Raw genomic sequence first — 25,869 nt, 5'->3', positions numbered from 1 at the left:
TCGGCGCCGTGCTCGCGCCACAGGCGCTCAGCACGGGCCTGGACGGCGGGATCGATCTTCTTGGGCATGATTGTCATCCTTCCTGATGGGACTCAGAAAGGAGCGGCATCAAACCTGGGGTGATTCAGCGTGTGCGGGGCAGAAGGTGCGGGCCGTGACTCGTTGTTCGCAGTCGTGGTATGCGCACTTCTTGGGTGCTCTTGGCATGTCGTTCCTCGTGATCGCTGGTGGTCGATCGCCGCGCCGCGTCGGCTGGCTCGCGTCCCTCGTTCTTCCCTCGGCCGGCGGGCTCGCGCGCGTGGCTGACGGTTGCGCGTCGTCGCAACGGCTCGTCGCTCGGCTCGTCGAGCGCGTGGCTCTGGCCTCTCGCTCGTTGAGCATTCGCGCTTGCGGGCGTGTGAGCTGACGATGACGCACGCGCGGCCGGCGCGCTCGGTGGTGTGAGCGTGCCGGCCGTGGTGGTCATCGGGGTCAGGCGATGGTGTCGGGGTCAACGAGGAACGGTAGTGGTGTGCGCCAGCTGCCGGGATGTCCGCCGGTGACGGTGGCGGCCAGTGCTCGGCGGACGGCCGCGACGTTGTGTTCGACGACGGTGCGGCGCTTGGTGGCGGTGATCGCGGCGGTGTGGGCGGCGGCGACTTCGGGTGCGCGTTCACGGATCCAGAGGTCGACCTGCAGGTCGGTCTTCCCACGGCTGGTCAGGTAGGTCCCGAGTTCCTGCAGGAGGGTGCCGAGCTCTGTGGGCGTGGCCTGTTCGACGAGTGCCTGGGCTGCGCGGGTGAGGTCGTTGTCGCTCTTGGTGTCCAGGACTCGCTGGGTACGGGCCCAGTAGCGGGTGGCGCGGAGTTCGGCGGCGGTGTCCCCGTCGGGGCTGAGGTCGGCGCGGGCGATGGTCTCGGTGTCGGCTGCCTGCTGTTCGGCGGTGCGGGCCGAGGTTTCGGCGGTGGCCAAACCGAGGGCGATGGCGGGGTCGTCGTCGATCTGCTGAATGAGTTCGCGCAGTCCTTCGACGGTGTAGCGGGCGGATCCGGAACGGTACTCGGTCGGGCCGGTGTTGGCCGGGCCGGCACCCGGGGGTGCGACTTGGATCTGCTGGCCGAGGGCGTTGAGCTTGTTCTCGATGTCGGCGACGACTCCGAGGAGTTGGTGGTGGATCTGACCGAACGGGGTAGTCGGTGCGGGCGGGGCCGGCTGGTAGGTGCCGACGGTGAGGTTGGTGGTCATCAGGTGGTCCTTTCGATGTGCGGGTCGTGTTTGGCGGCCGCGTATTCTTCGACGGTTCCTCGGCGGAAGGTCCATGCCCCGTGGGGAAGCTGGGTTCCGTCGAGGTCGCGGGCCAGTCGGCGTACGTGCCGGGTGCTGCACCGGAGGATCTGTGCGGCGCTGGCGGCGTCGATCAGGTCCGTCGGTTCTGACTCTGGTGTGTCGGGTGTGTGCGGCTGGTCCGCTGGTCCGGGATCGGACGCGGCAGCGGTCAGGGCGTTGGCGGCGGTGGTGTACAGGGCTTCGGCGGCACGCGTGTTCATGCCGTTGTAGGAGAGGCGGTGCACGCCGGCGCGGGCGACGAACTTCAGGAGTTTGAGGGCTTGTTCTCCTTCGATGAGGACCGCGGGCCCGAGGTTGCGGATGCTCACAGTCAGTCTCGTTTCATCCACGGGGGCGCGTTGCTGCGTCCCTGGCGGCGGGCTTTGGCTCGGTGGGTCGGCCACTGCCGGCCGTGTCGGCGTTGCCGCGGCGGCGTGTAGGTCGAGTCCAGAGCGGCGGCGATGGGATCGTTCACGGTTTCAGTCCTTCACTATGAGGCGGGCGATGCAGTCGGCGCAGAGCCAGCCTTGGGGTGAGTAGCGCGGGCATGGTCCTTTGCAGCGGCGACACACGAAGGGGCGCGGCATGTGCTTGGTGCGGCGAGATACGTGCCGATTCACGGGGCCTCCTGAGCAGTGCGGTCTGTTCGGGATGTGTGCGTTCGGTTCATGCCGGCGATGACCTCACCCGATGACTTCTCGGTGGCCGCGAACTCGCGGCATGCGGTCAGCGCCGGACAAACACGGCACAAGGTCAGCGCTTGGTGGTGACGTCGCTCGACGGTGTCGTCGTCCTCGTCCGGGCCACGCTCGGCGAACAACGCGTGCCGGCCGACACACGCTGCGCCGTCGAGACGCGGAAGCTGCCACAGCACCTTTTTCAGCAGCGCGAGAGTTCCGTCCTGATCAAGGTGCTTCACGAGGTCACCTCACGATCCGCTGCGTCATGCAGCGCGTCGGCGAGGCGGCGTGCCTGGGCCGCCGTGTACGTCAAGCCCTCGAACGAGACCGATCCGCCGGGGAGGCTGTGAACCTCAGGCAGCATGAACTCGGGTCGGCAGTTCCGGCAATACCGGGTCGACGACCGGGTGATCTTCGGACACAGGCGGCAGCGGACGCCACACAGGCGGCAGCGGACGCCGCGGCGATTGTCGGCCATCTCAGACCACCCTCAGCGGCTCGATGTAGCGGACCGATCCGCTGAAGGTGGCCGGGTCCCAGCCGACAACCACGTAGCCGCGGTCACCGTGCTTGCGGTGCGGTGCCACGGCGGTAGGCAATTCCTCCCAGGGTCCGGTCGGCACATCTGCCGGGTGCGGCGGCCAGAGCGTGAAGAACTCCATCGCACCGTCGTCGACGTCGATGTAGGACACGATCGGGCGGCCGTCGCTGTAGAGAGTGAACTGGGCGAGCTGGCGCGGGAGATCCACCAGGGCACCAGCGAGCGCGTCGGCTGGACCCTCGCAACACTCGTCGGCGTGCCCGTGGTCACTGAGTTCCTGCAGCAACCACTCGCCCGCGCCGACCACACGGCGCACCGACCAGATCAGCAGATCGGTTTCGTGGTTCGGGGAGATCATCAGTGGTCCTTTCGAGCGTTGGCGAGTGCGGCGGCGACCCGATCGGTCTGGCCGGGAGAGTCTGGTGTGAGGGCACCGAGCGGTTCCTGGGGAGTGTCTGCACTCTGCTCCCTGCTCCCTGCAAAACCCTGGTTGACCTCACAGGGAGCAGGGAGCACCCGCAGGTTTGTAGCGCGCTGAGCGCGCTCTGCTCGCTGCCAGAACCACGGACGCGGATTGGTTGGGCGAACCGCTTCGATATCACTGGCTTTCGCCTTGGCCCGTTTGAGTTGATCCTTCGAGTAGCCGGCCGCATCGCCTGACTTATAGATCTCCGTGGCTTCGACGCGGCCGTTCGCCAGGATGCCGCGCAACCAGGTGATGATCGCGTCATAGTCGGTCGTGCTCGGACCTTGGCGCGCGGCGTCGCGCAGGACATCACCGACGCTGCGTTCGGACTCGCCGAGCAGAACAAAGCGGCCGACCTCAGCTGTGCGGCCAGAGTCGGTGCGGACCTCGGCAGGGTCGATCCGGTAGCTCAATGCCAGGGATTCGTCGCCGAGGGAGTTCTTCTCCTGTGAGAGGACCCGTTCACCGTTCTCGGCGTCGGGGTCTTTGGCGAAGCCGAACACGGCGCGGGCGATTTCGCCGAACGCGGAGGATCCGTTCACCCCGGCCACGACGTCACCGTTGCCGCTCTTGTTCAGATGCGCGACGCCGATCACCACGCCGTCGATGTCCTCGGCGAGTGTGCGCCACGGGTCGAGCTGTGCTCGGACCTCGTTGTTGCGGTTGACGTCGGTCTTGGAGCCGATGGTGCTCATCAGCGGATCGACCACGACCAGCCGCACCCGGTGCTCGCAGCAGGTCCGGGTGAACGCTTCCATATCGGCGATGTGGACCGGCGTGGTGCGGGCGACCTCGTTATCGACGGTGAGCTCAACCTCGGGGAAGAACACGCGCTCCAGGTCGGTGCCGTGTGCCCGCATGGAGGGTTTCACGATGTAGTCGACCGCTTCCTCGCGGGCGATGTAGGCGACGTTGACCGGAGTGCCGAGCCAGCAGCCGGGCAGGGTGCCGGTGGTGGCCTGGGCGACCAACCAGCGGGCGCTGGTCGACTTGCCGGCGCCGGGCCTTCCGGCGAACAGGACGACCGTGCCGATCGCGATACGACCTCGGTCGTCGAACTCCCACGCCCAGGTCGGTACGTCATCGCGGATGGTGTCCGCACGACGCATGACGACGCGACGCTCGTAGGTGGGCTCAGACATTCTCGACCTCCTCGCGCTTTCCGCAGTGCTTCCGCAGAGCAGCGAGACTGTCGCGGATGACCCGGATCGCGCGGCCCTCGCGCTCCAGCAGCATCCAGAGGTCGGCCTCGGGTGAGGTCGCGGCACCGGCAGTCAGGGCCTCTCCGCACGCAGAGATCCGGGCCCGATAGACCTGCCCGAGCACAGCCTCGGCGTACTTGCCGACGCGCTCTGGATAGGCGGTCTTGTGCGTTGCGGCGTCGAGCACGCGGCACTTGACGAGCTCACCGTAATGACCGTCGTACAGGCCGCGGCGCAGTAGCTCGGCGTTCAGCTCGATCGGGCCGGGCCGTTGGCCGGCGTGCGCCATCTCCTCGGCCAGGGCGAGCGCGGTCGAGGTCGGTGCGTCGAGGAGCGCGACATCGCACGGTCGGCAGAATCGGAGTACCGCCCGGATCGTCGCGCATGGCGAGCCGGCCACCGCGGCGAGCAGTGCCAGCGTGTTCGCGGTATCGTGGTCTCGATCCGCCGCATGGATTTCGTGAGCCCCGGTAGCCTGCCCAGCGCCGGGGTTTCGCATTTCAGTCACTCGGTCTCACCGCCGATCTCGTCGGCTTGGTCGGTGAGTCCGAGGTCTTCGAGCTCGTCGAAGTAGTCGTAGACGCTCATCAGGCAGCACCCATCGGGCGCATGGCGGCGTCCACCTCGTTGAGGTCGAGGCGGACGAGACGCTTGCCGTTGCGGTAGCCGTTGAGGCGACCATCGGCAATCATCTGCCGTACGGTGCGGTCGGTGACGCCGATGTACTCGGCGGTTTCTTGGATGGAGGCCCAGCGGCGATTCGCGCGGGCGATGAGTTTGGACATGTTTGGCGTACGCCTCCCGAAACAGAGAACGCCGAGCGACAGGAGGTCATCGGGACCAGATCTGTTGCTCGGCTTCCATTTCGGTGCTTCCGCCGTTGGCGGATCGCCGTTAATCTCGCTTTCTCATCCACGCCCGTTCGGCATGGTCACCCCGGTTCGGGGTTCAGGATGGTACTTACTCGACTAGCTGTCGGTGTTCGGTTGTTCCTTCAACGTAGCACGGCTTCCGTGAGATTCCGCGTTACGTTGCGTCCCCTGGTGTGTCTGATACGAGAGCCGACAGTCGCTCGGCGATGGCCTTGTCGGAGTCCTTCGCAGCATGCATGTACCGCACGGCCGCCGCGGTCGACTCATGGCCGAGGCGGCGTTGCAGCTCGGGAACGGTCGCGCCAGCAGAGGCGGCCCACATCGAGCCCGCGTGCCGTAGGTCGTGCAGCCTCAGATCGTTGAGGCCGGCCGCAGCCCTGGCGGTCTCCCAGTGATAGCGCAACGTCCACTCGTCGAGGATGTCCGCTGTGGTGTTGCCGTCGACCACCGAGGCGAACACGACCGCAGATCGGGGCTTGGCGACGTACTCGGTCAGGTGTGCTACCACTGTGGCGTGCAGGTGCGGTGGCACAGCCACGCGGCGCTCGCTCTCGTTCTTCGTCGTGCCGACCACTGGCTTTCCCTTCACGAAGGTCACCGCGCGGCGGACGACGATCTCGCTACCGTCCTTCGCGACGTCCTGACGTCGCAGCCCCAGCAGTTCGCCCCGGCGCATCGCGCACCACGAGGCCAGCAGAACCAGCAGTCGCAGACGGTCCGGCACGGCGTCAGCGAGTTGAGAGACCTCGGTCGGCGTCGGAACGTCGATGGCACGTTTGCGCTTGGTGACGCCAGCCCCCTTGATGCGGCAGGGATTCTCGGTCAGCAGTCCGTCGTCGACAGCGGAAGCAAACACGGTGCGCAGCCACGCGTAGGCGCGGGCATTGCGGGTCGATCCGTCCGACTTGCCCGCGGGTCGCTCGCGCAGCTCGGCCCACCAGTCGCGGACGTCGGCCAGGGTGACGCTACCGACTGGCATGTCTCCCAGATCGGTGCCGTCGAGGTGGTTGTCTCGGTAGCTCTCGTACTGGCGGCGCGTCGTCGGCTTCAGCTTGCGCTGCGAGGTCCAGCGCTTCGCGTAGTCGGCTACCCTGACTGACTGTGCTTGTCGCGCAACGTCTCTCGCGTCAGGTGGTCGCCAGAGTTCCATCTCGATGAGCCGTTCCTCAGCCCGGAGCCAGCCCACCGCGTCATCCTGTGACTCCCAGGTCCGTGGACCCTTGTAAACGCGCAGATCGGGACCCGTGTATCGCGCCTGCCACCGCCCCGAGGGGAGTCGGCGCAGATTGCCGAAACGTCGTTTACTCATGCCAGATACATGCCATATCTACTCGATCTAGCTTCCGTCACCTTCCACTATATGCCAGTTGTGATACGCTCACATCACCAGCGGAAACGTGAGTATCTGCAGGTGAACCGCACAACTCAATCGGACGGATACCGCAGGTTCGAATCCTGCCGGGAGCACAGCAGACGCCGAACCGCCCGCGGATCCGAGACGACCGGCCACAGGCGCGGCGGGCGCGGGTGCCGCGTCTGCGGCCGAGTGCCGCGGGAGGGATGCCGGATGCCGCGGATACCGTCGTGACCACCGCGTTCGACGCAATACCGGCACTCGGCGGCAACAGCCGGAGGCCGCGCGGCGCACCGGCGTAGCCTGTCGCCATGGCTCAGCAGGTGCTCACTCCCGAGCAGATCGACGCACTCGACCCGGTCGCCCGGCGAGACCTCATCCGTGAGTTGTCCCGCACGCCGGAAGGACGTCTGGTGGATCCCCGCGGACGACGGCGACTGCGCTGGGAGACGCTGACCGTGATGGGCGGCGGGGCGCTCGCGCTGATCCCGTGGATGGTCTATCTCGGATTCACGCTGCCGTCCACGCACACCAACGAGCACTTCGCGGCCATGTGGCTCGGCTTCGACACGTTCCTGGTGATCCTGATGGCGAGCACGTTCGTGCTGGCACTGCTCCGCAGGCAGATGGTGGCGGTCACCGCGCTGGCGACCGCGACGATGCTGATCTGCGACGCCTGGTTCGACGTCATGACCTCCGCCGGCAGCGAGCTCGTCGTCTCGGTGCTCACCGCGGTGTTCGCGGAGCTGCCCCTGGCCGCGGCGCTGATCGCCGGAACGGTGGCGCTGATCCGGCACAGCGCGATCCGGCTGTGGGAGCTCCAGCCCGGGCAGTCGATCTGGTCGCTGCGGATCATCAGCACCGTACTGCCGGAGGAGACGTCAGTCGACGAAGACCCGGCGGAAACGCGTCAGTGAGGCGTGGACGTCGCCGTGCACGGCCTTGGCGGCCGCCTTGCCGACCGGGCCCATCAGCGGCAGACCGCCGAGGTCGATCAGGAAGGTGACCGTGGAGCCGTCGCCGTCCGGCTCGACGGTCAGGTCGATCTTGGCCTTCACGCCGCCCTTGCCGTTGCCGGAGAACCGGACCCGGCGCGGCGGATCGTAGGTGTCGACCTTCCAGTCGAAGCGCACCCGCGTGCCCTTCGCCTTGACGACCGACGTCGCCCGGGTGCCCACGGCCAGGTCGTCGGGCGACGGCACATCGCCGCGCCAGCCGTCGTGCAGCACCAGCCAGTCGTCGAACCGGGACAGGTCCGACGCCGCCGCAAAGGTGTCCTCCGGGCTCAGGTCGACATGAATGGAATCACTGGTCTTCGCCATGGTTGACGAGCGTAGACCACTCGGCGGGCACCGCGGCGACGCGCGGTACGCTCCGCCCGTGGTCCCCGAATTCCCGCCCGGCGCACCGGAGGTCTGCGCGGCGGCGCGGTCGCTGCTCGGCGCACTGGTCACCGGGCACGACGGCGTGCTCGCCCGGATCACCGAGGTGGAGGCCTACAACGGGCCGGACGACCCGGCGTCGCACGCCTTCACCCGTACGCCGCGGTCGGCCATGATGTACGGCCCGCCCGACCGGCTGTACGTCTACCGGATCCACACCCACCACTGCGCCAACATCGTCACCAGTCCCGAGGGCGAAGGCGCCGCGGTACTGCTGCGGGCGGCCGAGATCGTCGACGGGCACGACGCGGCACGGGCCCGGCGCGGGGACGTCGCCGATCACCTGCTGGCCCGCGGTCCCGGAAATCTGGCGAAGGCGCTCGGCATCACGATGACCGATCTCGGGACGGATGTGCGCACCCCGCCGGGGATCGTGCTGCGCCCCACCCCGGCGCTGCCGGACGACGCGATCGCCGCGGGACCGCGCGTCGGGGTACGACTGGCCGCCGACCGGCCGTGGCGCTACTGGGTGGCCGGAGATCCGACGGTGTCGGCGTATCGGCGGCACCCGCGGGCCTGACGCTCACACGCCGACGCGCGGCAGCCCTTCCTCCTCCGGCAGGATCTCCGGCCGGCCGGTCAGGGCGTCGACGGTCTCGAGCGGCGGCACCGGTCGGCCGTCGAGCACCAGCCGCATCCGCTCGCGGTCGAGTTCACCCTCCCAGTTCGCGACGACGAAGGTCGCCACGCAGTTGCCGATCAGGTTCACCGACACGCGCATCGAGTCCATGATCCGGTCGGCGCCGAGCAGCAGCGCGACGGCGGCCACCGGGATCGCGCCGTGCCCGATGGCCGCGACGGTCGCCGACAGGGCCAGGAACGACGATCCCGGGACGCCCGCCATACCCTTCGATGTCAGCATGAGCACCAGCACCGCCGTCAGCTGCTCGCCGAGGCTCAGATCGACGCCCATCGCCTGGGCCAGGAACAGCACGCAGATGGACAGGTACAGGGTGGCGCCGTCGAGATTGAACGAGTACCCGGTCGGCACGACCAGCCCGGTGACCGTCGGCGAACAGCCCGCGAACGACAGCTTGGACATGATGCGCGGCAGCACCACTTCGGTCGACGCGGTGCCCAGCGCGATGAACAACTCGTCCTTGATGTACACCAGGAACTTCCACAGGTTGACCCCGGCGAACACGCGCACCACCGCGGCCAGCACCAGGATGAACAGCACCGCGGCCAGATAGCAGCACGCGATCAGCTTCCCGTAGCTCGCCAGCGACGACAGCCCGTACTGGCCGATGATGTACGCCATCGCGCCGAAGGCGCCGAGCGGCGCGATCTTCATGATCCAGCCGATCATGGTGAAGAAGACGTGACTGCTCTGGTCGATCACCGAGATCACGACCGGTGCCCGCTGCCCGAGCTTCGCCAGGGCGAGCCCGAAGAGCACCGCGAAGAAGAGGACTTGCAACAGCTGGTTCTCGGCGAACGCGGAGATCGCCGAGGTCGGGATGATGTTCAGCAGGAAGTCGACGGTGTGCGGCAGTTCGCCGTCCCCGGTCTTCTCAGCGACCGCGTCGGCGCCGGTCGCCAGCGTCTCGGCGTCGATCTTGAACCCGTTTCCGGGCTTGACGATGTTGCCGACGGCCAGCCCGAAGAGCAGCGCGAAGGTGGTGATCACCTCGAAGTAGATCAGCGCCTTGACGCCGATCCGGCCGACCGCACGCATGTCGCCGACATGGGCGATGCCGAGCACCACCGTGCAGAAGATGATCGGCGCGATGAGCATCTTGATGAGCTTGATGAAGCCGTCCGCGAGGGGCTTCATCGAGCTCCCGACGTCCGGCCACACCGCGCCGAGCACGATGCCCGCGACGATCGCGAGGACCAGCCAGAAGAACATTGAGCGGAACCATGGGCGCCGGGCCCGTCGAGGCGCCGGTGGAACGATGAGGTCTGCGGTCATCCGTCCACCATGCGACCGTCGTCGGTCGCTACAGTTGCCGCTCTGTCACGAGCGCGTAACCGGGTGGCCGGTCCGGTTACGCGCTTGCCGCGTCGTGCCGAGGGAGCGACGATCCCCCGGAGGCTCAGCCGGTCGAGCGAGATGGTCTCGACCGGCGAGGCCGGGCTACTTCTTGTCGTCCTCCGCGCCGACGGCCTTGCGGGCGGCGTCCTGGGCCTTGTCGACCTGGGCGGCGTACTTGCCGTGCGTGGCCTTGTCGACCATGTCGCCGCCCTTCTCGATCAGATCGGGGTTCGACTTCAGTGCGTCCTTGGCCTTGTCGACCATGCCTTTGAGATCCATAGCTGACGAATCTACCCCGCGCTGCCGACGGACGCCGCGACGGCGAGCCGACGCTCCAGGCGCGCCTTCAGGATCCGCGAGGAGATCTCGATCGCCACGACGCCGATCAGCGCACAGATCCCGGCCTTGCCCATCATCGCCGCGTTGGTCGAGTCCAGTTTGAACAGGTGCTCGGTGAACGACCAGGTGAAGATGATCCCGTAGGCCACCACCGAGACGGACACCAGGATCACCTTCCACCAGGTCATCGGGCGCGCGACGACGACCAGCACCCACCAGGCCATGGTGATCATCGCGGCCAGGGTGGCCGTCGCGGCCTGCGTCTGCGCGGCGGTGAACGCCGATTCGGCGCCGATCACCGAGACGTGGTCGCCGCCCGGATCCACCCACAGGTAGCAGAGGAACGTCAGGGTGCCGATGATCAGGCCGTTCGGTACGGCCTGGGTCAGCACCCGGCGCACGAAACCGGTCTTGGCGCGCTCGTTGTTCGGGGCCAGCGACAGGATGAACGCCGGCACGCCGATGGTGAACCACGCCGAGATGGTGACGTGGATCGGCTGGAACGGGTAGCTGATCGGGGCATCGCCGAGGGCGTGCGCGATCAGCCCGGCGATGCCGACGGCGAGCGCGAGCAGCACCGCGTACACGGTCTTGGTGAGGAACAGGTTGGAGACGCGTTCGATGTTGCCGATCACCCGCCGGCCCTCGCCGACGACGTACGGCAGCGTCGCGAACTTGTTGTCCAGCAACACGATCTGCGCGACGGACCGCGCCGCCGACGACCCCGAGCCCATCGCGACGCCGATGTCGGCGTCCTTCAGGGCGAGGACGTCGTTCACGCCGTCGCCGGTCATCGCGACGGTGTGCTCCCGCGATTGCAGGGCCTGCACCATGGCGCGCTTCTGGTCGGGCCGGACGCGCCCGAAGGTGACGCCCTCCTCCACCTGGTCGGCCAGTTCGGCGGGGTCGTCGGCCAGTGTCCGGGCGTCGACGGAGGTGTCGGCGCTGCCCAGGCCGAGCGATGCGGCGACGGCGCCGACCGAGCGGGCGTTGTCGCCGGAGATCACCTTGACCTCGACGTTCTGCGACTCGAAGTACTTCAGGGTGTCCCCGGCGTCGGGCCGCACCCGCTGTTCCAGCACCACCAGCGCGACCGGCGTCAGCGTGCCGGGCACCGCGCTGTCCCCGGTCGCCGGGGTGTCGACCGGGACGTCGGTGGCACCGATCATCAGAACGCGCAGGCCGGTGGACCCCAGATCGGACGCCAGCACAGCCGCCTCCGACTCGGGGTCGAGGAGCACGTCCGGCGCACCGATCAGCCAGTTGCCGCCGCCGTCGCCGCTACCCGCGAAGGACACACCGCTGAACTTGTTCGCCGACGCGAACGGCAGCACCGCGGTGGTGGTCCAGCCCGGCGCGTCCGGGTACGCCTCGGCGATGGCCTCGATGCTGGCGTTCGGGTGCGGATCGGCGGCGGCGATCGCCGCGAGGGCCGCGGTCACCGCGTCGTGCGAGTAGTCGTCGTCGAGGACCCGCACCTCCGACAGCCGCATGCCGTTCTCGGTGAGCGTGCCGGTCTTGTCGGTGCAGACGACGTCGACGCGCGCCAGGCCCTCGATGGCCGGCAGCTCGTTGACCAGGCATTGGCGCTGCCCGAGCCGGATCACCCCGACCGCGAACGCGATCGAGGTCATCAGCACCAGTCCCTCGGGCACCATCGGCACCAGGGCGGCGACCATGCCGAGGAGGGCGTCGTTCAGCTGCTGCTTGCTGATCACCAGCTGGTTGAAGATGGTGAGGATGCCGGCCGGGATCAGGATCACCGTGATGACGGCCAGGATCTTGTTGATGCCGGTGCGCAGCTCCGACGACACCAGCGTGAACTTGGAGGCCTCGGCGGCCAGCTTGGCCGCGTAGGCGTCGGCGCCGACCTTGGTCGCCCGGTAGGTGCCCGAGCCGGAGACCACGAAGCTGCCGGACATGATCTCGTCGCCGGGCGCCTTGTCGACGGCATCGGCCTCGCCGGTGAGCAGCGACTCGTCGATGTCGAGCGACTCCGACTCGACGGTCTCGCCGTCGACGACGATCTGGTCGCCGGGCGCCAGTTCGATGAGGTCACCGAGGACCACCTCGCCGGGCGGGACCGGCTGCGACACCCCGTCGCGCCGGACCGTCGGCTGCGCCTGGCCGACGATCGACAGCCGGTCGAGCGTCCGCTTGGCGCGGATCTCCTGCACGATGCCGATGCCGGAGTTGAAGACGATGAGCAGCGCGAACAGGCCGTTGATGAACGACCCGGTGTACGCGACGATCGCGAACAGCACACCCAGGATCGCGTTGATCGGGGTGAAGACGTTCGCCTTGACGATGTCGGCGACGCTGCGGCCGGTGGAGTCCGGCTGGGCGTTCACCTGGCCGGCGGCGACGCGTTCGGCGACCTCGGCGGCCGTCAGCCCGGTCGGCCGGGTTCCGGTCGGTGTACTCATGCGCAGCGCTCCCACCAGGTCGGATCGTCGTAGGCGGTGCCGTTGCGTTTGCGGACGTCGACGGAGTCGCCGGGACGCGGGACGCACACGCCGACCCCGGCGGTGCCCGACGCGGACAGCAGCCGCTGGATCGGCTCGGCCCACGGGTGCAGCGCCAGATTGAAGGTGCCCCAGTGGATCGGCAGGAGCAGGGAGTCGTGTGCCGCACCCGGGTTCAGCAGGTGGTGGATCGACAGCGCCTCTTCGGGATTGATGTGGATGTCGGGCCATTCCTTGCCGTAGGCGCCGGCCGCGATCAGGGTCAGGTCGAACGGTCCGACGAGGTCACCGATCTCGGCGTAGCGCTCGGTGAAGCCGGTGTCGCCGGAGAAGAAGAAACGGTGCTCGGGACCGACCACCGCCCAGCTGACCCACTGGGTCAGGTTCCGGATCAGGCCGCGGCCGGAGAAGTGCCGGGCCGCCGTCGCATGGAACCGGTACGACTTCCCGCGCACGTCGAGGTCGATGTGTTCGTACCAGTCGGCGGCGAAGATCCGCGCCGGATCGACGCCCCACGCGATCAGGTGCGCGTCGACCCCGATCGGCACCACGAACCGGGCCTGCGGGTGCAGCGCGGCCAGCGCGTCGATGGTGCCGGTGTCGAGGTGGTCGTAGTGGTCGTGCGAGAGCAGCACCACGTCGATCGGCGGCAGCGCCCCGACGGACGACGGCGCCGCGTGCATCCGCGCCGGGCCGACCACCTGCGACGGCGAGCAGCGCGCGCTGAACACCGGGTCGGTGAGGATCCGCGCGCCGTCGAGTTCGACCAGCACGCTCGCGTGGCCGAGCCAGGTCGCCGCGAGCGTGGCGGGTTCGTCGTCGAACCGCGGGGTGGTGACCGGGATCGGCGCGCTCGGCCGGCCGGGACGACGCGCCATCTCCACGAACGTGCCGACACCGGGGCCGGTGCCGACGAACGCGGCCTCACGGTTGGCGAACACGCCGTCGGTGGCGAACGGCGAGCGCGCGGTGTACGGCGCGATGGTCTTCGCGTCGGCGCCGAGCGCGCGGGCCGGGCCGACGCCGCGCGCGGCCAGCCGGTCGACGGCGCCGACCGCTGCGGCCTCGCCGCGCGCGCTCGTGGCGGCGGCCAGTCGTGCGGTGGCGGACCGCGTACGCAGGACGGCCGAACCCACGGGTTCGGCCACTCCGTCGAGCAAGATACTCCGGATCGATGTCACGCTTGACTAGCGTAATCGTCGTTATCGTCGCGTGCGTCCGCCGCGCCGACCGCCCCGCCGTCCGACACCAGGAGCCGCGCCCGCCATGTCCCGTCCCACCGAGTACGTCACCGACCCGAATGCCTACTGGGGCGGCATCGACGACGCCGTCGCCCGCGCCGGACTGGACTCCCCGGTCCTCGCGCTGGACCTCGGCGCACTGGAGCACAACATCGCCGACCTGCGACGACGCGCCGGCGGAGTGCCGATCCGGATCGCCAGCAAGTCGCTGCGAGTCCGCTCGGTGATCGACGACGTCCTCGCCCGCGACGGCTTCGCCGGAGTGCTCGCCTTCGACGTCGACGAGGCGCGCTGGCTCGCCACCGAGTCGGGCGTCACCGACGTCCTGCTCGGCTATCCGTCGGTGCGGCGGACCGCGCTCGCCGAGTTGCTCGCCGACGACGTCGCCGCGGCGCGTGTCACGCTGCTGATCGACGACCCCGCGCAGCTCGACGTGCTCGACGCGGTGGCCGCGCCGTCGTCCCGGCCGGTCGTGCGGGTGGCGATCGACCTCGACGCCTCGCTCACGGCACTCGGCGACCGGGTGCACCTGGGGGTACGGCGCTCCCCCGTCCACAGCATCGACCAGATCCGCCACCTCGCGCGGACCATCGCCGAACGGCCGGGGTTCGCGCTGGTCGGCGTCATGTCGTACGAGGCGCAGGTGGCCGGGCTCGGCAACGGGGTCCCCGGCAAGGCCCTGATGAACACCGCGATCCGGGCGATCCAGTCGGTGTCGATGACCGAACTGCGCCATCGCCGCGGCAAGGCGATCGCCGCGGTGCGCGAGTACGCCGACCTGGAGTTCGTGAACGCCGGCGGCACCGGGTCGCTGGAGGAGACCGCGCGCGATTCCGCGGTCACCGACATCGCCGTCGGCAGCGGCCTGTTCGGCGGGCACCTGTTCGACACCTACCGGCATTTCCAGCCGGCGCCGGCGCTGAGCTTCGGGCTCGACGTGGTGCGTCGTCCGAGCCCCGACTACGCCACCTGCGCGGGCGGCGGCTGGATCGCCTCCGGCCCGCCCGGACCGGACCGGCTGCCGAAACCCGTGTGGCCGCAAGGACTGTCGTATGTCGGCACGGAGGCCGCCGGTGAAGTGCAGACGCCGCTGCAGGGTGAGGGCGTCGCACACCTGCGGATCGGCGACCGGGTGTGGTTCCGCCACACCAAGTCCGGCGAGCCGTGCGAGCGGTCGTCGCGGGTCGCCCTGATCGGCCGCGACAGCTCGGGCGGGGCCGAGGTGGTCGACGTGGTGCCCACCTACCGCGGCGAGGGGAAGTGCTTCCTGTGACCACCCGCGCCACCTGGTCCAATTGGGGCCGCACCGCCCACGCCACCCCGACCCGGCTGATCGCGCCGCGCAGCGCCGACGAGCTGGCCGCGGACATCGGCGCCGCCGCCGAGCGCGGCGAGAAGGTGAAGCCGGTCGGCGCCGGGCACAGCTTCACCGAGATCGCGGTGGCCCCGCAGATCCAGATCAGCATGGCCGGCCTCGGCGGGCTGCGCGACGTCGACACCGCCCGCAAGCGGGTCACGCTGGGTGCCGGCACGCACCTGCATCAGATCCCGGCGCTGCTGGAGCCGCACGGGCTGGCCATGGCCAATCTCGGTGACATCGACCGGCAGACCATCTCCGGGGCGACGTCGACCGGCACGCACGGGACCGGACTGCGCTTCGGCGGCATCAGCACGCAGATCGTCGGGGCCCGGCTGGTCGACGGTCACGGCGCGCTCCACGAGATCGGCGAGGACCACCCGGACCTGCCGGCCGTCGCCCTCGGCCTCGGCGCCCTCGGTGTGCTGACCGACCTCACGGTGCAGTGCGTCGACGCCTTCGCGCTGCGCGCCCACGAGGCGCCGGGCACTGCCGACGAGACCATCGACGGCTTTCTCGACCGCGTCGCCGAGCACGACCACTACGAGTTCTACTGGTTCCCGCACACCAGCCGCACCCTCACCAAGACCAACACCCGGCTGCCCGCCGACACCCCCGCCGAAGGTCCCGGCAGCGTACGCCGGTACATCGACGACGAGCTGCTCTCCAACGGCGTCTACGGCGCGATGGTGGCGCTGGCCGCGCGGGTCCCGCGGGTGGCGCCCGGTTTCAATCAGATCGCCGGACGGGTGCTGTCGGAGCGCACGTACACCGACCGCAGCGATCGTGTCTTCGTGTCCTCACGCTCGGTCCGCTTCCGGGAGATGGAGTACGCGATCGGGCTGGACGCCGTCCCGGAGGCGCTGCGCGAGCTGCGCGCGATGATCAACCGCCGCCGCTACCGGGTGAGCTTCCCGGTCGAGGTGCGGGCCGCCGCCGCGGACGATCTCTTCCTCTCCACCGCCTCCGGCCGCACCTCCGGATACATCGCGGTGCACCGCTACTACCGGGACGATCCGGCATCGGCGGCACAGTATTTCCGCGACGCCGAGGAGATATTCCTGGCGCACGGCGGTCGCCCGCACTGGGGCAAGATGCACACCCGCGACGCGGACTACCTGCGCGGCGTCTACCCGCGGTTCGACGACTTCCTCGCGGTGCGCGACCGCTACGACCCGGACCGGACGTTCGCCAACCCGTATCTGCGGCACGTCCTGGGCGCGTAGGTCAGCGACCGGTGAAGACCGGGGGGCGCTTCTCGGCGCGGGCGGCGCGGGCCTCCTGGACGTCCTCGCTCTCCCAGGCGGCCATCATCGCGGCGACGCGGGCGGCGGGTGCCTCGTCGCGGGCGCCGTCGCCCTTGAGGACCAGCTTGTAGTGCGCCAGGGTCAGCGGGGCCAGCTCGGCGATCTGGGCCGCCCAGTGCTGCGCATCGGCGAGGTCGCCGATCCGGTTGGCGAAGCCGAGGGCGTGCGCGCGATCGGCGGTCAGCGGCTCGCAGCCGAACAGCATGCCCGCGGCCTGACCGGCCCCGACGAGGGACACCAGCCGGCGGATGGTCCACTCGTCGACGGCGACGCCGATCCGGGCCGCCGGGATCCCGGCGAGCGCGCCCGGGTCCATCACGCGCAGGTCGGCGGCGACGGAGAGTTGCAGGCCGGCGCCCAGCGCCGCGCCGTTGAGCGCCGCGATCACCGGCACTGCGGTGGCCTCGATCTGCGCGTTCAGGGCGATCAGCTTGTCCAGGAAGCCCTTCTCGTAGACCGGGCCGGACAGATCCGCCCCGGCGCTGAAGACCTCGCCGCGCCCGGTCAGCACGATGGCCCGGGCACCGCCGTCGACCGCCGCCGTGAACGCCGCGGACAGGTCGTCGACCATCTGGTGGTTGAGGGCGTTGCGCTTCTCCGGACGCGCCAGCTCGATGGTGGTCACGGCCCCGGTGGTGCTGCTCACGATCATGACGAGGAGCGTACTAGAGCCGTGTCTCCCGAGTCTTCTCCGAAGGCATCGGTGGATCCACTGGATGGCAGGCAAGGGCGTCACACGCGCCGAAGCGCCGATCCCACCCACCCGTTCAGGTAGGCCGGACCCGCCGACCGCTTCATATCGTATCCGCGATCAAGCCACCCGTCTGGGCGGCGATCAACGACGCGGCGGTTCCCGCTCCCACCGGGCCGCACTCGCCGTCGCACAAGACGCGGCCCGGTGACAACGGAGGTTCTCCATGCGCGCACTCAAACTCGTCGGCCCCGGTCGACTGGAATTGCGAGAGGTACCGATCCCGGAGATCGGCGACGACGACATCCTGGTCGAGGTCGCGGCCGCCGGCCTGTGCCACTCCGATCTGCACATCCTGCATCAGGGCGAGCAGTGGCCGTTCTTCGGCACAACGATGGGGCACGAGACCTCCGGCCATGTGGCGGCCACCGGTGCCCACGTGACCGGGTTGACCGTCGGCGACGCGGTTCTCGTCCGCGCGGTGTGGGCCTGCGGCGGCTGCCGGCCCTGCCTTCTCGGACGGGAGAACGCCTGCGCGGTCAACGGCTCCCGCTCCGCGTTCCCGCTCACCCCCGGTATCGGCGCGGACGGCGGGATGGCGGATTTCATCCGCGTCGCGGCCCGGCATGCGGACCCGCTCGGAGACATCGATCCGCGCACCGCGGCACCGCTCGCCGACGCGGGACTGACTCCGATGCACGCCGTCAACAGCACCCGGCATCTGCTCGACGAGGGGGCCACCGTGGTCGTCATCGGATTCGGCGGCCTCGGCCACGTCGCCGTGCAGATCCTTCGGGCCGACACCGCTGCCGCGGTGATCGTCATCGAGCCGGACGCGGCCAAACGCGCGGCCGCACTCGCCGCCGGGGCCGAGCTGGCCCTGAATCCGGACACCGGGACCGTGGCCACGCTCCTCGAGCGGACGTCCGGCTACGGCGTCGACGTGGTCTACGACTTCGTCGGCACCCAAGCCACCCTCGACATCGCCGCCGCGGCGGTCGCGCCGGAGGGCGCCATCCGGGTCATCGGACTCGCCGACGGCGCCGTGACGGTGCGCGCCTCGCTGGAGGGCGAACGCCTGCCGTGGGGCGTCGACGTCCAGCGCGCCTACGGCGGCACCTCCGCCGACCAGAGCACGGTGCTTCGACTGGCGGCCGACCACGCGATCGCCGTCGACACGATCGAGTATCCGCTCGCCGAGGCCCAGCGCGCCTTCGCCGACCTGGAAGCAGGCCGGATCGCCGGTCGGGCCGTCCTCATCCCCTGAGCGCCGCCCCCACCCACCCTGCCGAAACGACTACCCGTCGGGGTGGGTGACGGGTCCCGAACCAACCTAACGTCCGTGACACACATCTCATTCGATGGCGGATCGGCCTCTCCGACCGCCCGCACCACAGGAGGATACAAATGACCAGTCTGCAAGAGACCAGACCCGCCGCCGGCACCGTCGACGTCGACGCGGTGGTGGTGGGCGCGGGCTTCTCGGGGCTTTTCGAACTGCACCGTCTGCGCGAGCTCGGCATGTCGGTGCTGTGTTTCGAAGCCGGATCCGAGGTCGGCGGCACCTGGTACTGGAACCGCTACCCCGGTGCGCGCTCCGACTCCGACAGCACCGTCTACAGCTTCTCGGACATGTTCGACGCCGGACTGCTGCCCCAGTGGCGCTGGAGCGAGCGGTACCCGTCGCAGGCGGAGATCCTGAGCTACCTCCAGTGGGTCGCCGACCAGAAGGACCTCCGGCGCGACATCCACTTCGATACCCGCGTCGTCAGCGCGGAATTCGACGGCGAACAGCGACTCTGGCGGATCACCACCGACGACGGCGCGACCACCCGCGCCCGCTACTTCATCCCCTCGGTCGGCGTCCTCACCAAGCCCAACCTCCCCGACTTCCCCGGTCTGGAGTCGTTCGGCGGGCAGTGGTTCCACACCTCGCGTATGCCCGCCGCACCGCTCGACGTCGCCGGAAAGCGGGTCGCGGTGATCGGCAACGGCGCCACCGCGGTCCAGATCATCCCCGTGGTCGCCCGCACCGCCGAACAAGTCTACGAATTCTCCCGCAACCCCTACCACTGCCTGCCCGGCCGCAATCACGAACTCGACGAGGAGGACTGGAAGACCATCGAGTCCAGCCACCTCGAGATCTTCGAGCACGCCCGGGACAACTTCGGCGGATTCCCCTACGCTGAGGGCGTCGAAGGGGCCTCCCTCTCGGAGGAGGAGCGCCGGCAGGCGATGGAGGCCGCGTGGCGCAAGGGCGGCCTGGCGATCGCCTTCTCGACGTTCGCCGACGTCGCCGTCGACAAGGAGGTGAACGATTCTGCGCTGGCCTTCATCCGCGAGAAGATCGCGGCCGTCGTCCGCGATCCCCAGCGCGCCGACCGACTCACCCCGACCTCGCCCTTCGTCGGCAAGCGCCCACCGATCGAGCACGGCTACTACGCCGCGTTCAACCGCGACAACGTGGCGCTCGTGGACATGAAGGACAACCCGATCGCGGCGATCTCCCCGACCGGCATCGTCATGGCCGACGGCACCGAACACCCGGTCGACGTGATCCTGTTCGCGACCGGCTTCGACGCCTTCACCGGTGCGCTGTACGAGATGAACATCCGCGGCGCCGATGGCCGGGATCTGCGCGAGTCCTGGGCGGATGGTCCGCACACCTACCTCGGCATGGCGGTCCCCGGTTTCCCGAACATGCTGATGCACTACTGCGGACCGCACAACCCCGCCATCCTCACCAACGGCCCCACCCTCATCGAACAGCAGGGTGCCTGGATCGGCGACTTCCTGGCCCACCTGACCGCGAACGGCCACACCTACTTCGACGCCACCCCCGAGGCCGAGACCGGGTTCATGGACCTGCACGACCAGATCTCCGACATGACCCTGATCCCCGGCACGGCGTCCTGGTGGACCGGGACCAACGTCGACGGCAAACCCACCGGGCTGCTGTCGTGGGCCGGCGGATTCCCCGAGTACCGCCGCGTCTGCGACGAGGCCGCGACCGACTACGCCGGTTTCACGGTCGCCTGAACATTCCGCCGCACCGCGAGACGACTCCCCTCTTCCCTATCACCTCTGCACCGAATCGAGGACCAGAAATGCCTTTGGATCAGCAAGCAGCCACCTGGCTCGCCGGACTCGCCGGCGTCCCGGCGCTCAACGAGATGTCCGTCGACGACGCCCGTGCCACCTACCGCGCCGTCGTCGAGCAGTGCGGTCTGCCGCCCGAAGAGGTGGCCGAGATCGCCGAGCACCGCGTCGCCGGCCCGCACGGCGACGTGCCGGTGCGCGTCTACACCCCGAAGGGGAGCGGTTTGTTCCCCGTGCTCGTGTACCTCCACGGCGGCGGCTGGGTCATCGGCGACCCGGACGTGGTGCACGGCCCGTGCACCGTGTTCGCCAACCGCGCCCACGCAGTGGTGGTGTCGGTCGACTACCGGATGGGGCCGGAGGATCCGTTCCCGGCGGCCGTCGACGATTCGATCGCCGTACTCGACTGGGTCCGCGAACGCGCGGCGGAACTCAACATCGACCAGGACCGGATCGCGGTGGCCGGCGACAGCGCGGGCGGCAATCTGGCCGCGGTCGTGGCACTCGACGCCCGTGACCGCGGGATCCCGCTGGTCGGCCAGGTGCTGATCTATCCGGCTGTCGACTTCGATCTGGAGACCGACTCGATGCGCGAGAACGGCGACGGCTACTTCCTCACCCTCGACCTGCTGAAGTGGTTCGTCGAACGCTATGCACCCGATCCGACCGACTGGCGCGCCGCGCCGATGGCCGCAGCCGACGTCTCCGGCGTCGCACCGGCGTACGTGGTCACCGCGGAGTTCGATCCGCTGCGCGACGGCGGCGAAGCCTATGTGACACGCCTGTCCGAGGCCGGCGTGCCGGTGATCCACCGGCGCTACGACGGCCAGATCCACGGGTTCGCCGCGAACCTCGCCGGTGTCATGGACGAGGGGCGGGCCGCGGTGGAGAGCATCGCCGAGCATCTGCGTACGGTCTTCCGGCTCGGCTGGACCCCGCGACTCTGGGAATGACCGGTCCGCGGCCACGGCGGGGCGAGATGCGGTAGAGAGACAGTGAGGAGAGGCGACGATGCTCAGCCATGACGGCACTCGGCCGGACGGGCGGCCACGACCGCCACGGCTTCTCCTGGAGACCCGCTTCACGCCTTCCGCCCCGGCCCGCGAGACCGTCCGCCGCGGCCGCCTGCTCGACACGCTCCAGGCGGCCGCGGACATCCCGCTCACCCTGATCCACGCACCGGCGGGCTTCGGGAAGAGCACCCTGGCCGTGCAGTGGTACCGGTATCTGCGTGAGTCCGGCGCCGGCGTCGCGTGGCTGAGCGTCGTCGGAGACGAGGGTCTCGAGTCCTTTCTGGCTCACCTCGTCGCCGCCGTCGGACTGGCCGACCAGGAGCTCGTCGGCGACCTGGCCGAGCTGCTCGACCAGCACGGACCCGGCACCGACCGCATCGTCACGACGTCACTGATCAACGCCGTCACCGAACGGGCACGACCGTTCACCCTGATCATCGACGACTGGCATCTGATCACTCGCAGCGAGACCATCGACGCGGTCGAGTACCTGATCGAGCACGGCGGCCCGTGGCTGCGTGTCGTGGTGACCAGCCGGGTGCGGTCGGGTCTTCCGCTGAGCCGCCTCCGGCTGCACGGCCGGCTCTGCGAGATCGACACCGCCGCGCTGCGTTTCGACGCCGACGAGTCGAAGGCGCTGCTGGTGGACATCGGGGGGCTGGCGCTCCCGGACAGCTCGGTCGTCTCCCTCGCGAAGTCCACCGACGGCTGGGCCGCCGCCCTGCATCTGGCGGCGCTCTCGCTCCGCGACACCCCGTCATCGTCATCGTTGATCGGCGACATCGCGAACGCCCATCGCGCGGTCGGAGAGTTCCTCGCCGACAACGTCGTGACCGCCCTCGACGACGAGTTGCTCGACTTCCTGATGGTCACGAGCCTGCCCGAACGGATCTGCGGATCCCTCGCCGCGGCGTTGAGCGGCCGAGCCGACGGACCCGAGGTCCTCGACGAGATCGAGCGGCGAGACCTGTTCCTCGAGCACCTCGACGACCAGCGCCACTGGTTCCGCTATCACCACCTGTTCGCCGACTTCCTCCGGCGACGGCTGACCCTCGCCGACCCCGAGCGGGTCGCCCGGCTGCACGCGGTCGCCACCGAATGGTTCGCCGCGCGGGGGATGCTCACCGACGCCCTGGATCACGCGCTCGCCGGCGGCCGGGTGGAGGTGGCCGCCGATCTCGTCGAGGGCGAGGCGATGACGTTGATCGAACACAGTCGCATGACGGCGGTACTGGAATTGACCGGACGCCTTCCGGTCGCGGTGGTCGCCGAACGTCCGCGCCTCCTGCTGGCCGTCGCCTGGGCCGACTGCCTCCTGCAACGTCTCGCGCCGGCCCAGCAGGCCCTCGACCAGCTCCGCTACTCGTTCTCGGTACTCGGATCGGCCGAACCGACACCGGAGCTCGCGTGCGAGGCCGACGTCACGCAGGCCTGCATCGACGTGTTCGCCGACCGCATCGATCGCGCCGACCGGCTCGTGGACCGGGCGATCGCCGAGCCCGGCCTGACCCGGCCGTTCGTCGTGGCCGTCGCCGCGAACATCCGCACGGTGGTCCTGGTGCGCAACGGTCGCTTCGACGATGCGCGCCGCCTGCAGACGTGGGCGCGGGTCTTTCAGGACCGGATCGCCGGACAGTTCCCCGGCGTGTACGGCCGGTGCCTGGCGGGCATCGCCGCGATGAGTCAGCTGGACGTCGAGTCCGGCGAGGCGCATCTGCGCGAAGCGGTGCACCTGGCCCAGCAGTCGGCCGGCGTCCGCTCGCACGCCGCGCAGTTGGCCGGTGCGCTGCTGGCGCAGGCCGAATACGAGCGCGGCCGGATCGACGCCGCCGAGGCCCTCGCCCAAGAGGGTCGGCGCTACGGCGTCGAGGGCGGTCTCGTCGAGTTCATGATCGCGAGCTATACGACCCTCGCCCGCATCGTCGCCCTGCGCGGAGATCCGGGCGCCGGACTGGACCTGATCGAGGAGGGCATCGTCCTCGCCGATCGGCTGGCACTGCCCCGGCTGTCGGCGTGGATGCTGCACGAGCAGGTCCGGGCGCTGGTGGCCGCCGGGGAGACCATCCGCGCGAGCCGAGCAGCACGGTCCATCCCCGACGGGGACGGGCTCTCGCCGAGCATCGCGCGGGAGATCGGCAGGCTACGGGTCCAGGCGTGCGCGCTGGCCGCCTCGGCGACCGGCGGGCACGACGGCGCGATCAGGGAGCTCGACCAACTGCTGACCGCGGCGGAGGCGGACGCTCGGCCGCGCGACGCCCTCGCCGTCCGCATCCAGCTCGCCGGCGCGTTCGAGTCGGCCGGACGCCGCAATCAGGCCGCGCGCACCCTCGCACCCGCCCTCGTCGACGGAGCGCGGGCCGGACTCCAGCGATCGTTCCTCGACGCCGGCAAGGCCGTCTGGCCGATCCTCGCCCATCTCGCCACCGTCGCCGACCAGAACGCCTGGCCCGACGACGATCTACCGGTCGACTACGTGAAGAGACTGCTGGCCGGATCCGGACGTGCCTCCCGCCACGCCACACTGAGCCCGCAGTTGCGGTCGCTGTCGGCCCGGGAACTGGAGATCCTCCGCCTCGTCGGGGACGGCCGGTCCAACCGGCTCGTCGCCGAGCAACTCCACGTCACCGTCAACACGGTGAAGTGGCATCTGAAGAACATCAACAGCAAGCTCGGCGTCTCCAACCGAATGGAATCGGTCAGCGTGGTCCGGCGCGCAGGACTCCTCGACTGAACCGGCGACCCGGGCACCGCGAAAGGGAATGAACACCATGAACAAGACCACGCAGGCTTCGGCCGGACTCGATACCGCGCTTACGCCGTTGCGTTTCCTTGAACGGGCGGCGGCGGTGCATCCGGGCAAGCTGGCGGTGATCGATGGTGGGCGCCGTCTCACCTACGGGGAACTCGCCGTGGACGTGGTGACTCTGGCGAGTGCGTTGCGCGCCTCCGGGGTCGAGCCGGGTGATCGGGTCGCATTCCTGGGCACCAATTCTGCGGAGTTGCTGGCCGCGCACTTCGCGGTGCCGTTGGCCGGGGGTGTGCTGGTCGCGGTCAACACGCGGCTGGCGGCCGAGGAGGTGCGGTACATCTGTGATCATTCCGGGGCGGTGCTGCTGATCGGGGACGGCCTGCTGCTGGCGCCTGTGGCAGGTGTCGGGTTCGCGACGGTGCGTGAGGTGATCGAGGTGCCGTCCCAGGACGGCGAATACGAGGGTCCGGCGCTGCGTTACGACGAGTTGATGGCGCGCGGTGACGCCGCGGCGCGTTTCGAGTGGACCGTCGACGACGAGAACGCGGTGATCTCGATCAACTACACCTCGGGGACCACGGGCAAGCCCAAGGGTGTCATGTACACCCACCGCGGGGCCTACCTGGCGTCGCTGGGCAACGCCCTGACGCAGGGGTTCACCATCGACACCCGTTATCTGTGGACGTTGCCGATGTTCCATTGCAACGGCTGGTGCGGGCCGTGGGGTGTGACCGCGATGGCCGCGACGCACGTGTGTCTGCGCGCGGTGCGTGGTGAGGACATGTGGCGGCTGATCGATACCGAGAACATCAACCGGATGTCGGGTGCGCCGACGGTGCTGACCACGCTGGCGACCGCGCCCGAGGCGCATCCGATGACCACCCCGATGGCGATCGCGACCGCGGGCGCCCCGCCGAGTCCGACGATCATCAAGGCGATCCGGCATCTGGGTATCGAGATCATTCACGTCTACGGTCTCACCGAGACCTACGGCCCGTACTCGGTGTGTGAGCCCGATCCGAGTTGGGCCGACCTGCCCGGTGAGGAGCTGTCGGTGCTGATGGCCCGGCAGGGGGTCGGCATGGTGACCGCGGAACGCTTGCGTGTGGTGCGCCCGGAGCTGGTCGACGGTGAACTGGTCGACGTCGCCGCCGACGGCGTCGAGATGGGCGAGATCGTGATGTGCGGCAATGTGGTGATGAAGGGCTACTTCGAGGCGCCGGAGCAGACCGCGGAGGCGTTCGCCGGTGGCTGGTTCCATTCCGGTGACCTCGGTGTGATGCACCCGGACGGCTACGTGCAGTTGCTCGACCGGGCCAAGGACGTGGTGATCTCCGGGGGCGAGAACATCTCGACGATCGAGGTCGAACAGGCCGTCGTCAGTCACCCCGCCGTGCTCGATGTCGCCGTGATCGGTGTCCCGGACGAGAAATGGGGTGAACGCCCGAAGGCCTACGTGCAGATCGCCGAGACCGCGACCATCACCCCGGACGAGATCATCGCGCACGTCAAGACCCGGATCGCCTCCTACAAAGCACCCCGCGAGGTCGAGTTCGTCGACGCGCTCCCCAAGACCTCGACCGGCAAGATCCGCAAGAACGAACTACGCGACGCCGCCTGGGGCGACACCCGGACCCGCATCCAGGGCTGAACCGGCACGACGCCGATCAGCGTGGCCCCCGGTCACCACGCGGGCCTCGCCACGGGAACGATTCACCCACCACGTGCACGACGGCATCGCCCGATCCCTATCGCCGGCAACGGAACA

23 protein-coding genes are annotated in these 25,869 nt (G+C 69.4%); 9 read left to right on the top strand and 14 right to left on the bottom strand.

What is annotated here, in order from left to right:
- Positions 1-471: 471 nt before the first annotated feature.
- The 8 genes from ACSEEN_RS10130 to ACSEEN_RS10095 form a co-directional block, all read right to left on the bottom strand.
- A complete protein-coding gene (locus ACSEEN_RS10130; RefSeq protein ID WP_440713107.1) occupies positions 472-1,224 on the bottom strand; it encodes a hypothetical protein in 753 nt (250 codons plus the stop codon).
- Complete coding sequence (locus tag ACSEEN_RS10125) at positions 1,224-1,634, bottom strand: hypothetical protein (RefSeq protein ID WP_440713106.1); 411 nt, start codon at positions 1,632-1,634, stop codon at positions 1,224-1,226. Before ACSEEN_RS10125 ends, ACSEEN_RS10130 begins: the two co-directional genes overlap by 1 nt.
- Positions 1,635-1,921: 287 nt before the next feature.
- On the bottom strand, positions 1,922-2,224 hold the full coding sequence (locus tag ACSEEN_RS10120; protein WP_440713105.1) for a WhiB family transcriptional regulator: 303 nt from the start codon (positions 2,222-2,224) through the stop codon (positions 1,922-1,924).
- A 240-nt stretch (positions 2,225-2,464) separates the two neighbouring features.
- A complete protein-coding gene (locus ACSEEN_RS10115; protein WP_440713104.1) occupies positions 2,465-2,884 on the bottom strand; it encodes a hypothetical protein in 420 nt (139 codons plus the stop codon).
- Complete coding sequence (locus tag ACSEEN_RS10110) at positions 2,884-4,134, bottom strand: AAA family ATPase (RefSeq protein ID WP_440713103.1); 1,251 nt, start codon at positions 4,132-4,134, stop codon at positions 2,884-2,886. Before ACSEEN_RS10110 ends, ACSEEN_RS10115 begins: the two co-directional genes overlap by 1 nt.
- Entirely contained in the window at positions 4,127-4,702 is a 576-nt protein-coding gene (locus ACSEEN_RS10105; RefSeq protein ID WP_440713102.1) for a hypothetical protein, read from the bottom strand. Before ACSEEN_RS10105 ends, ACSEEN_RS10110 begins: the two co-directional genes overlap by 8 nt.
- Before the next feature lie 79 nt (positions 4,703-4,781).
- Complete coding sequence (locus ACSEEN_RS10100; protein WP_247866435.1) at positions 4,782-4,979, bottom strand: excisionase family DNA-binding protein; 198 nt, start codon at positions 4,977-4,979, stop codon at positions 4,782-4,784.
- Between the two features lie 241 nt (positions 4,980-5,220).
- On the bottom strand, positions 5,221-6,375 hold the full coding sequence (locus ACSEEN_RS10095; RefSeq protein WP_502260910.1) for a tyrosine-type recombinase/integrase: 1,155 nt from the start codon (positions 6,373-6,375) through the stop codon (positions 5,221-5,223).
- Between the two features lie 356 nt (positions 6,376-6,731).
- Between ACSEEN_RS10095 and ACSEEN_RS10090 the strand changes: the two genes are divergently transcribed.
- On the top strand, positions 6,732-7,337 hold the full coding sequence (locus tag ACSEEN_RS10090) for a hypothetical protein (RefSeq protein ID WP_440713100.1): 606 nt from the start codon (positions 6,732-6,734) through the stop codon (positions 7,335-7,337).
- Here ACSEEN_RS10090 and ACSEEN_RS10085 read toward each other — a convergent pair.
- Positions 7,302-7,742, bottom strand: coding sequence for a type II toxin-antitoxin system Rv0910 family toxin (locus ACSEEN_RS10085; RefSeq protein ID WP_247866432.1), 441 nt, complete (start codon positions 7,740-7,742; stop codon positions 7,302-7,304). The genes ACSEEN_RS10090 and ACSEEN_RS10085 overlap by 36 nt on opposite strands.
- Here ACSEEN_RS10085 and ACSEEN_RS10080 point away from each other — a divergent pair.
- Positions 7,720-8,382, top strand: coding sequence for a DNA-3-methyladenine glycosylase (locus ACSEEN_RS10080; RefSeq protein WP_440713099.1), 663 nt, complete (start codon positions 7,720-7,722; stop codon positions 8,380-8,382). The genes ACSEEN_RS10085 and ACSEEN_RS10080 overlap by 23 nt on opposite strands.
- Positions 8,383-8,385: 3 nt before the next feature.
- Here ACSEEN_RS10080 and dctA read toward each other — a convergent pair whose 3' ends face one another.
- From dctA to ACSEEN_RS10060, 4 genes are all read right to left on the bottom strand, one after another.
- On the bottom strand, positions 8,386-9,777 hold the full coding sequence (gene dctA / locus ACSEEN_RS10075; protein WP_440713098.1) for a C4-dicarboxylate transporter DctA: 1,392 nt from the start codon (positions 9,775-9,777) through the stop codon (positions 8,386-8,388).
- A gap of 165 nt (positions 9,778-9,942) precedes the next feature.
- Positions 9,943-10,119, bottom strand: a complete 177-nt coding sequence (locus ACSEEN_RS10070; protein WP_247866430.1) for an antitoxin — start codon at positions 10,117-10,119, stop codon at positions 9,943-9,945.
- A gap of 11 nt (positions 10,120-10,130) precedes the next feature.
- The gene (locus ACSEEN_RS10065) at positions 10,131-12,605 is read right to left on the bottom strand and encodes an HAD-IC family P-type ATPase (RefSeq protein ID WP_298446251.1); all 2,475 of its coding nucleotides are present in this window, start codon (positions 12,603-12,605) and stop codon (positions 10,131-10,133) included.
- Positions 12,602-13,825 (bottom strand): MBL fold metallo-hydrolase, encoded by a 1,224-nt coding sequence (locus ACSEEN_RS10060; protein WP_440713097.1) that lies wholly within the window; start codon positions 13,823-13,825, stop codon positions 12,602-12,604. The genes ACSEEN_RS10065 and ACSEEN_RS10060 overlap by 4 nt, the downstream gene beginning before the upstream one ends.
- A gap of 85 nt (positions 13,826-13,910) precedes the next feature.
- Here ACSEEN_RS10060 and ACSEEN_RS10055 point away from each other — a divergent pair, with 85 nt between their 5' ends.
- A complete protein-coding gene (locus tag ACSEEN_RS10055; RefSeq protein WP_440713096.1) occupies positions 13,911-15,158 on the top strand; it encodes an alanine racemase in 1,248 nt (415 codons plus the stop codon).
- Complete coding sequence (locus ACSEEN_RS10050) at positions 15,155-16,468, top strand: D-arabinono-1,4-lactone oxidase (RefSeq protein ID WP_371307494.1); 1,314 nt, start codon at positions 15,155-15,157, stop codon at positions 16,466-16,468. The genes ACSEEN_RS10055 and ACSEEN_RS10050 overlap by 4 nt, the downstream gene beginning before the upstream one ends.
- A 1-nt stretch (position 16,469) precedes the next feature.
- On the opposite strand, the gene ACSEEN_RS10045 is transcribed toward ACSEEN_RS10050, so the two are convergent.
- Positions 16,470-17,201, bottom strand: coding sequence for an enoyl-CoA hydratase (locus tag ACSEEN_RS10045; RefSeq protein WP_440713095.1), 732 nt, complete (start codon positions 17,199-17,201; stop codon positions 16,470-16,472).
- 265 nt (positions 17,202-17,466) lie between these two features.
- Between ACSEEN_RS10045 and ACSEEN_RS10040 the strand changes: the two genes are divergently transcribed.
- From ACSEEN_RS10040 to ACSEEN_RS10020, 5 genes are all read left to right on the top strand, one after another.
- On the top strand, positions 17,467-18,507 hold the full coding sequence (locus ACSEEN_RS10040) for an alcohol dehydrogenase catalytic domain-containing protein (RefSeq protein WP_440713094.1): 1,041 nt from the start codon (positions 17,467-17,469) through the stop codon (positions 18,505-18,507).
- 140 nt (positions 18,508-18,647) lie between these two features.
- Positions 18,648-20,279 (top strand): flavin-containing monooxygenase, encoded by a 1,632-nt coding sequence (locus ACSEEN_RS10035; RefSeq protein ID WP_440713093.1) that lies wholly within the window; start codon positions 18,648-18,650, stop codon positions 20,277-20,279.
- 68 nt (positions 20,280-20,347) lie between these two features.
- Positions 20,348-21,292, top strand: a complete 945-nt coding sequence (lipP1, locus tag ACSEEN_RS10030; RefSeq protein ID WP_440713092.1) for a LipP1 family hormone-sensitive lipase — start codon at positions 20,348-20,350, stop codon at positions 21,290-21,292.
- 58 nt (positions 21,293-21,350) lie between these two features.
- On the top strand, positions 21,351-24,083 hold the full coding sequence (locus ACSEEN_RS10025; RefSeq protein WP_440713091.1) for a winged helix-turn-helix domain-containing protein: 2,733 nt from the start codon (positions 21,351-21,353) through the stop codon (positions 24,081-24,083).
- A 37-nt stretch (positions 24,084-24,120) separates the two neighbouring features.
- Entirely contained in the window at positions 24,121-25,752 is a 1,632-nt protein-coding gene (locus ACSEEN_RS10020; protein ID WP_440713090.1) for an AMP-binding protein, read from the top strand.
- The last annotated feature ends 117 nt before the right edge of the window (positions 25,753-25,869 follow it).

It is taken from the genome of Gordonia marina (assembly GCF_052036135.1).
In the GTDB taxonomy this organism is placed as follows: Bacteria; Actinomycetota; Actinomycetes; order Mycobacteriales; family Mycobacteriaceae; genus Gordonia.
The sequence above is the reverse complement of the archived record's forward strand: the minus strand, read 5'-3'. Positions and strand labels throughout refer to the sequence as shown.

What these genes read in the sequence shown, in the direction of transcription:
- ACSEEN_RS10130 (WP_440713107.1), bottom strand. Translation starts at nt 1,224, where the DNA reads ATGACCACCAACCTCACCGTCGGCACCTACCAGCCGGCCCCGCCCGCA.
- ACSEEN_RS10115 (WP_440713104.1), bottom strand. Translation starts at nt 2,884, where the DNA reads ATGATCTCCCCGAACCACGAAACCGATCTGCTGATCTGGTCGGTGCGC.
- ACSEEN_RS10110 (WP_440713103.1), bottom strand. Translation starts at nt 4,134, where the DNA reads ATGTCTGAGCCCACCTACGAGCGTCGCGTCGTCATGCGTCGTGCGGAC.
- ACSEEN_RS10100 (WP_247866435.1), bottom strand. Translation starts at nt 4,979, where the DNA reads ATGTCCAAACTCATCGCCCGCGCGAATCGCCGCTGGGCCTCCATCCAA.
- ACSEEN_RS10095 (WP_502260910.1), bottom strand. Translation starts at nt 6,375, where the DNA reads ATGAGTAAACGACGTTTCGGCAATCTGCGCCGACTCCCCTCGGGGCGG.
- ACSEEN_RS10090 (WP_440713100.1), top strand. Translation starts at nt 6,732, where the DNA reads ATGGCTCAGCAGGTGCTCACTCCCGAGCAGATCGACGCACTCGACCCG.
- ACSEEN_RS10080 (WP_440713099.1), top strand. Translation starts at nt 7,720, where the DNA reads ATGGAATCACTGGTCTTCGCCATGGTTGACGAGCGTAGACCACTCGGC.
- ACSEEN_RS10085 (WP_247866432.1), bottom strand. Translation starts at nt 7,742, where the DNA reads ATGGCGAAGACCAGTGATTCCATTCATGTCGACCTGAGCCCGGAGGAC.
- dctA (WP_440713098.1), bottom strand. Translation starts at nt 9,777, where the DNA reads ATGACCGCAGACCTCATCGTTCCACCGGCGCCTCGACGGGCCCGGCGC.
- ACSEEN_RS10070 (WP_247866430.1), bottom strand. Translation starts at nt 10,119, where the DNA reads ATGGATCTCAAAGGCATGGTCGACAAGGCCAAGGACGCACTGAAGTCG.
- ACSEEN_RS10065 (WP_298446251.1), bottom strand. Translation starts at nt 12,605, where the DNA reads ATGAGTACACCGACCGGAACCCGGCCGACCGGGCTGACGGCCGCCGAG.
- ACSEEN_RS10055 (WP_440713096.1), top strand. Translation starts at nt 13,911, where the DNA reads ATGTCCCGTCCCACCGAGTACGTCACCGACCCGAATGCCTACTGGGGC.
- ACSEEN_RS10045 (WP_440713095.1), bottom strand. Translation starts at nt 17,201, where the DNA reads ATGATCGTGAGCAGCACCACCGGGGCCGTGACCACCATCGAGCTGGCG.
- ACSEEN_RS10040 (WP_440713094.1), top strand. Translation starts at nt 17,467, where the DNA reads ATGCGCGCACTCAAACTCGTCGGCCCCGGTCGACTGGAATTGCGAGAG.
- ACSEEN_RS10035 (WP_440713093.1), top strand. Translation starts at nt 18,648, where the DNA reads ATGACCAGTCTGCAAGAGACCAGACCCGCCGCCGGCACCGTCGACGTC.
- lipP1 (WP_440713092.1), top strand. Translation starts at nt 20,348, where the DNA reads ATGCCTTTGGATCAGCAAGCAGCCACCTGGCTCGCCGGACTCGCCGGC.
- ACSEEN_RS10025 (WP_440713091.1), top strand. Translation starts at nt 21,351, where the DNA reads ATGCTCAGCCATGACGGCACTCGGCCGGACGGGCGGCCACGACCGCCA.
- ACSEEN_RS10020 (WP_440713090.1), top strand. Translation starts at nt 24,121, where the DNA reads ATGAACAAGACCACGCAGGCTTCGGCCGGACTCGATACCGCGCTTACG.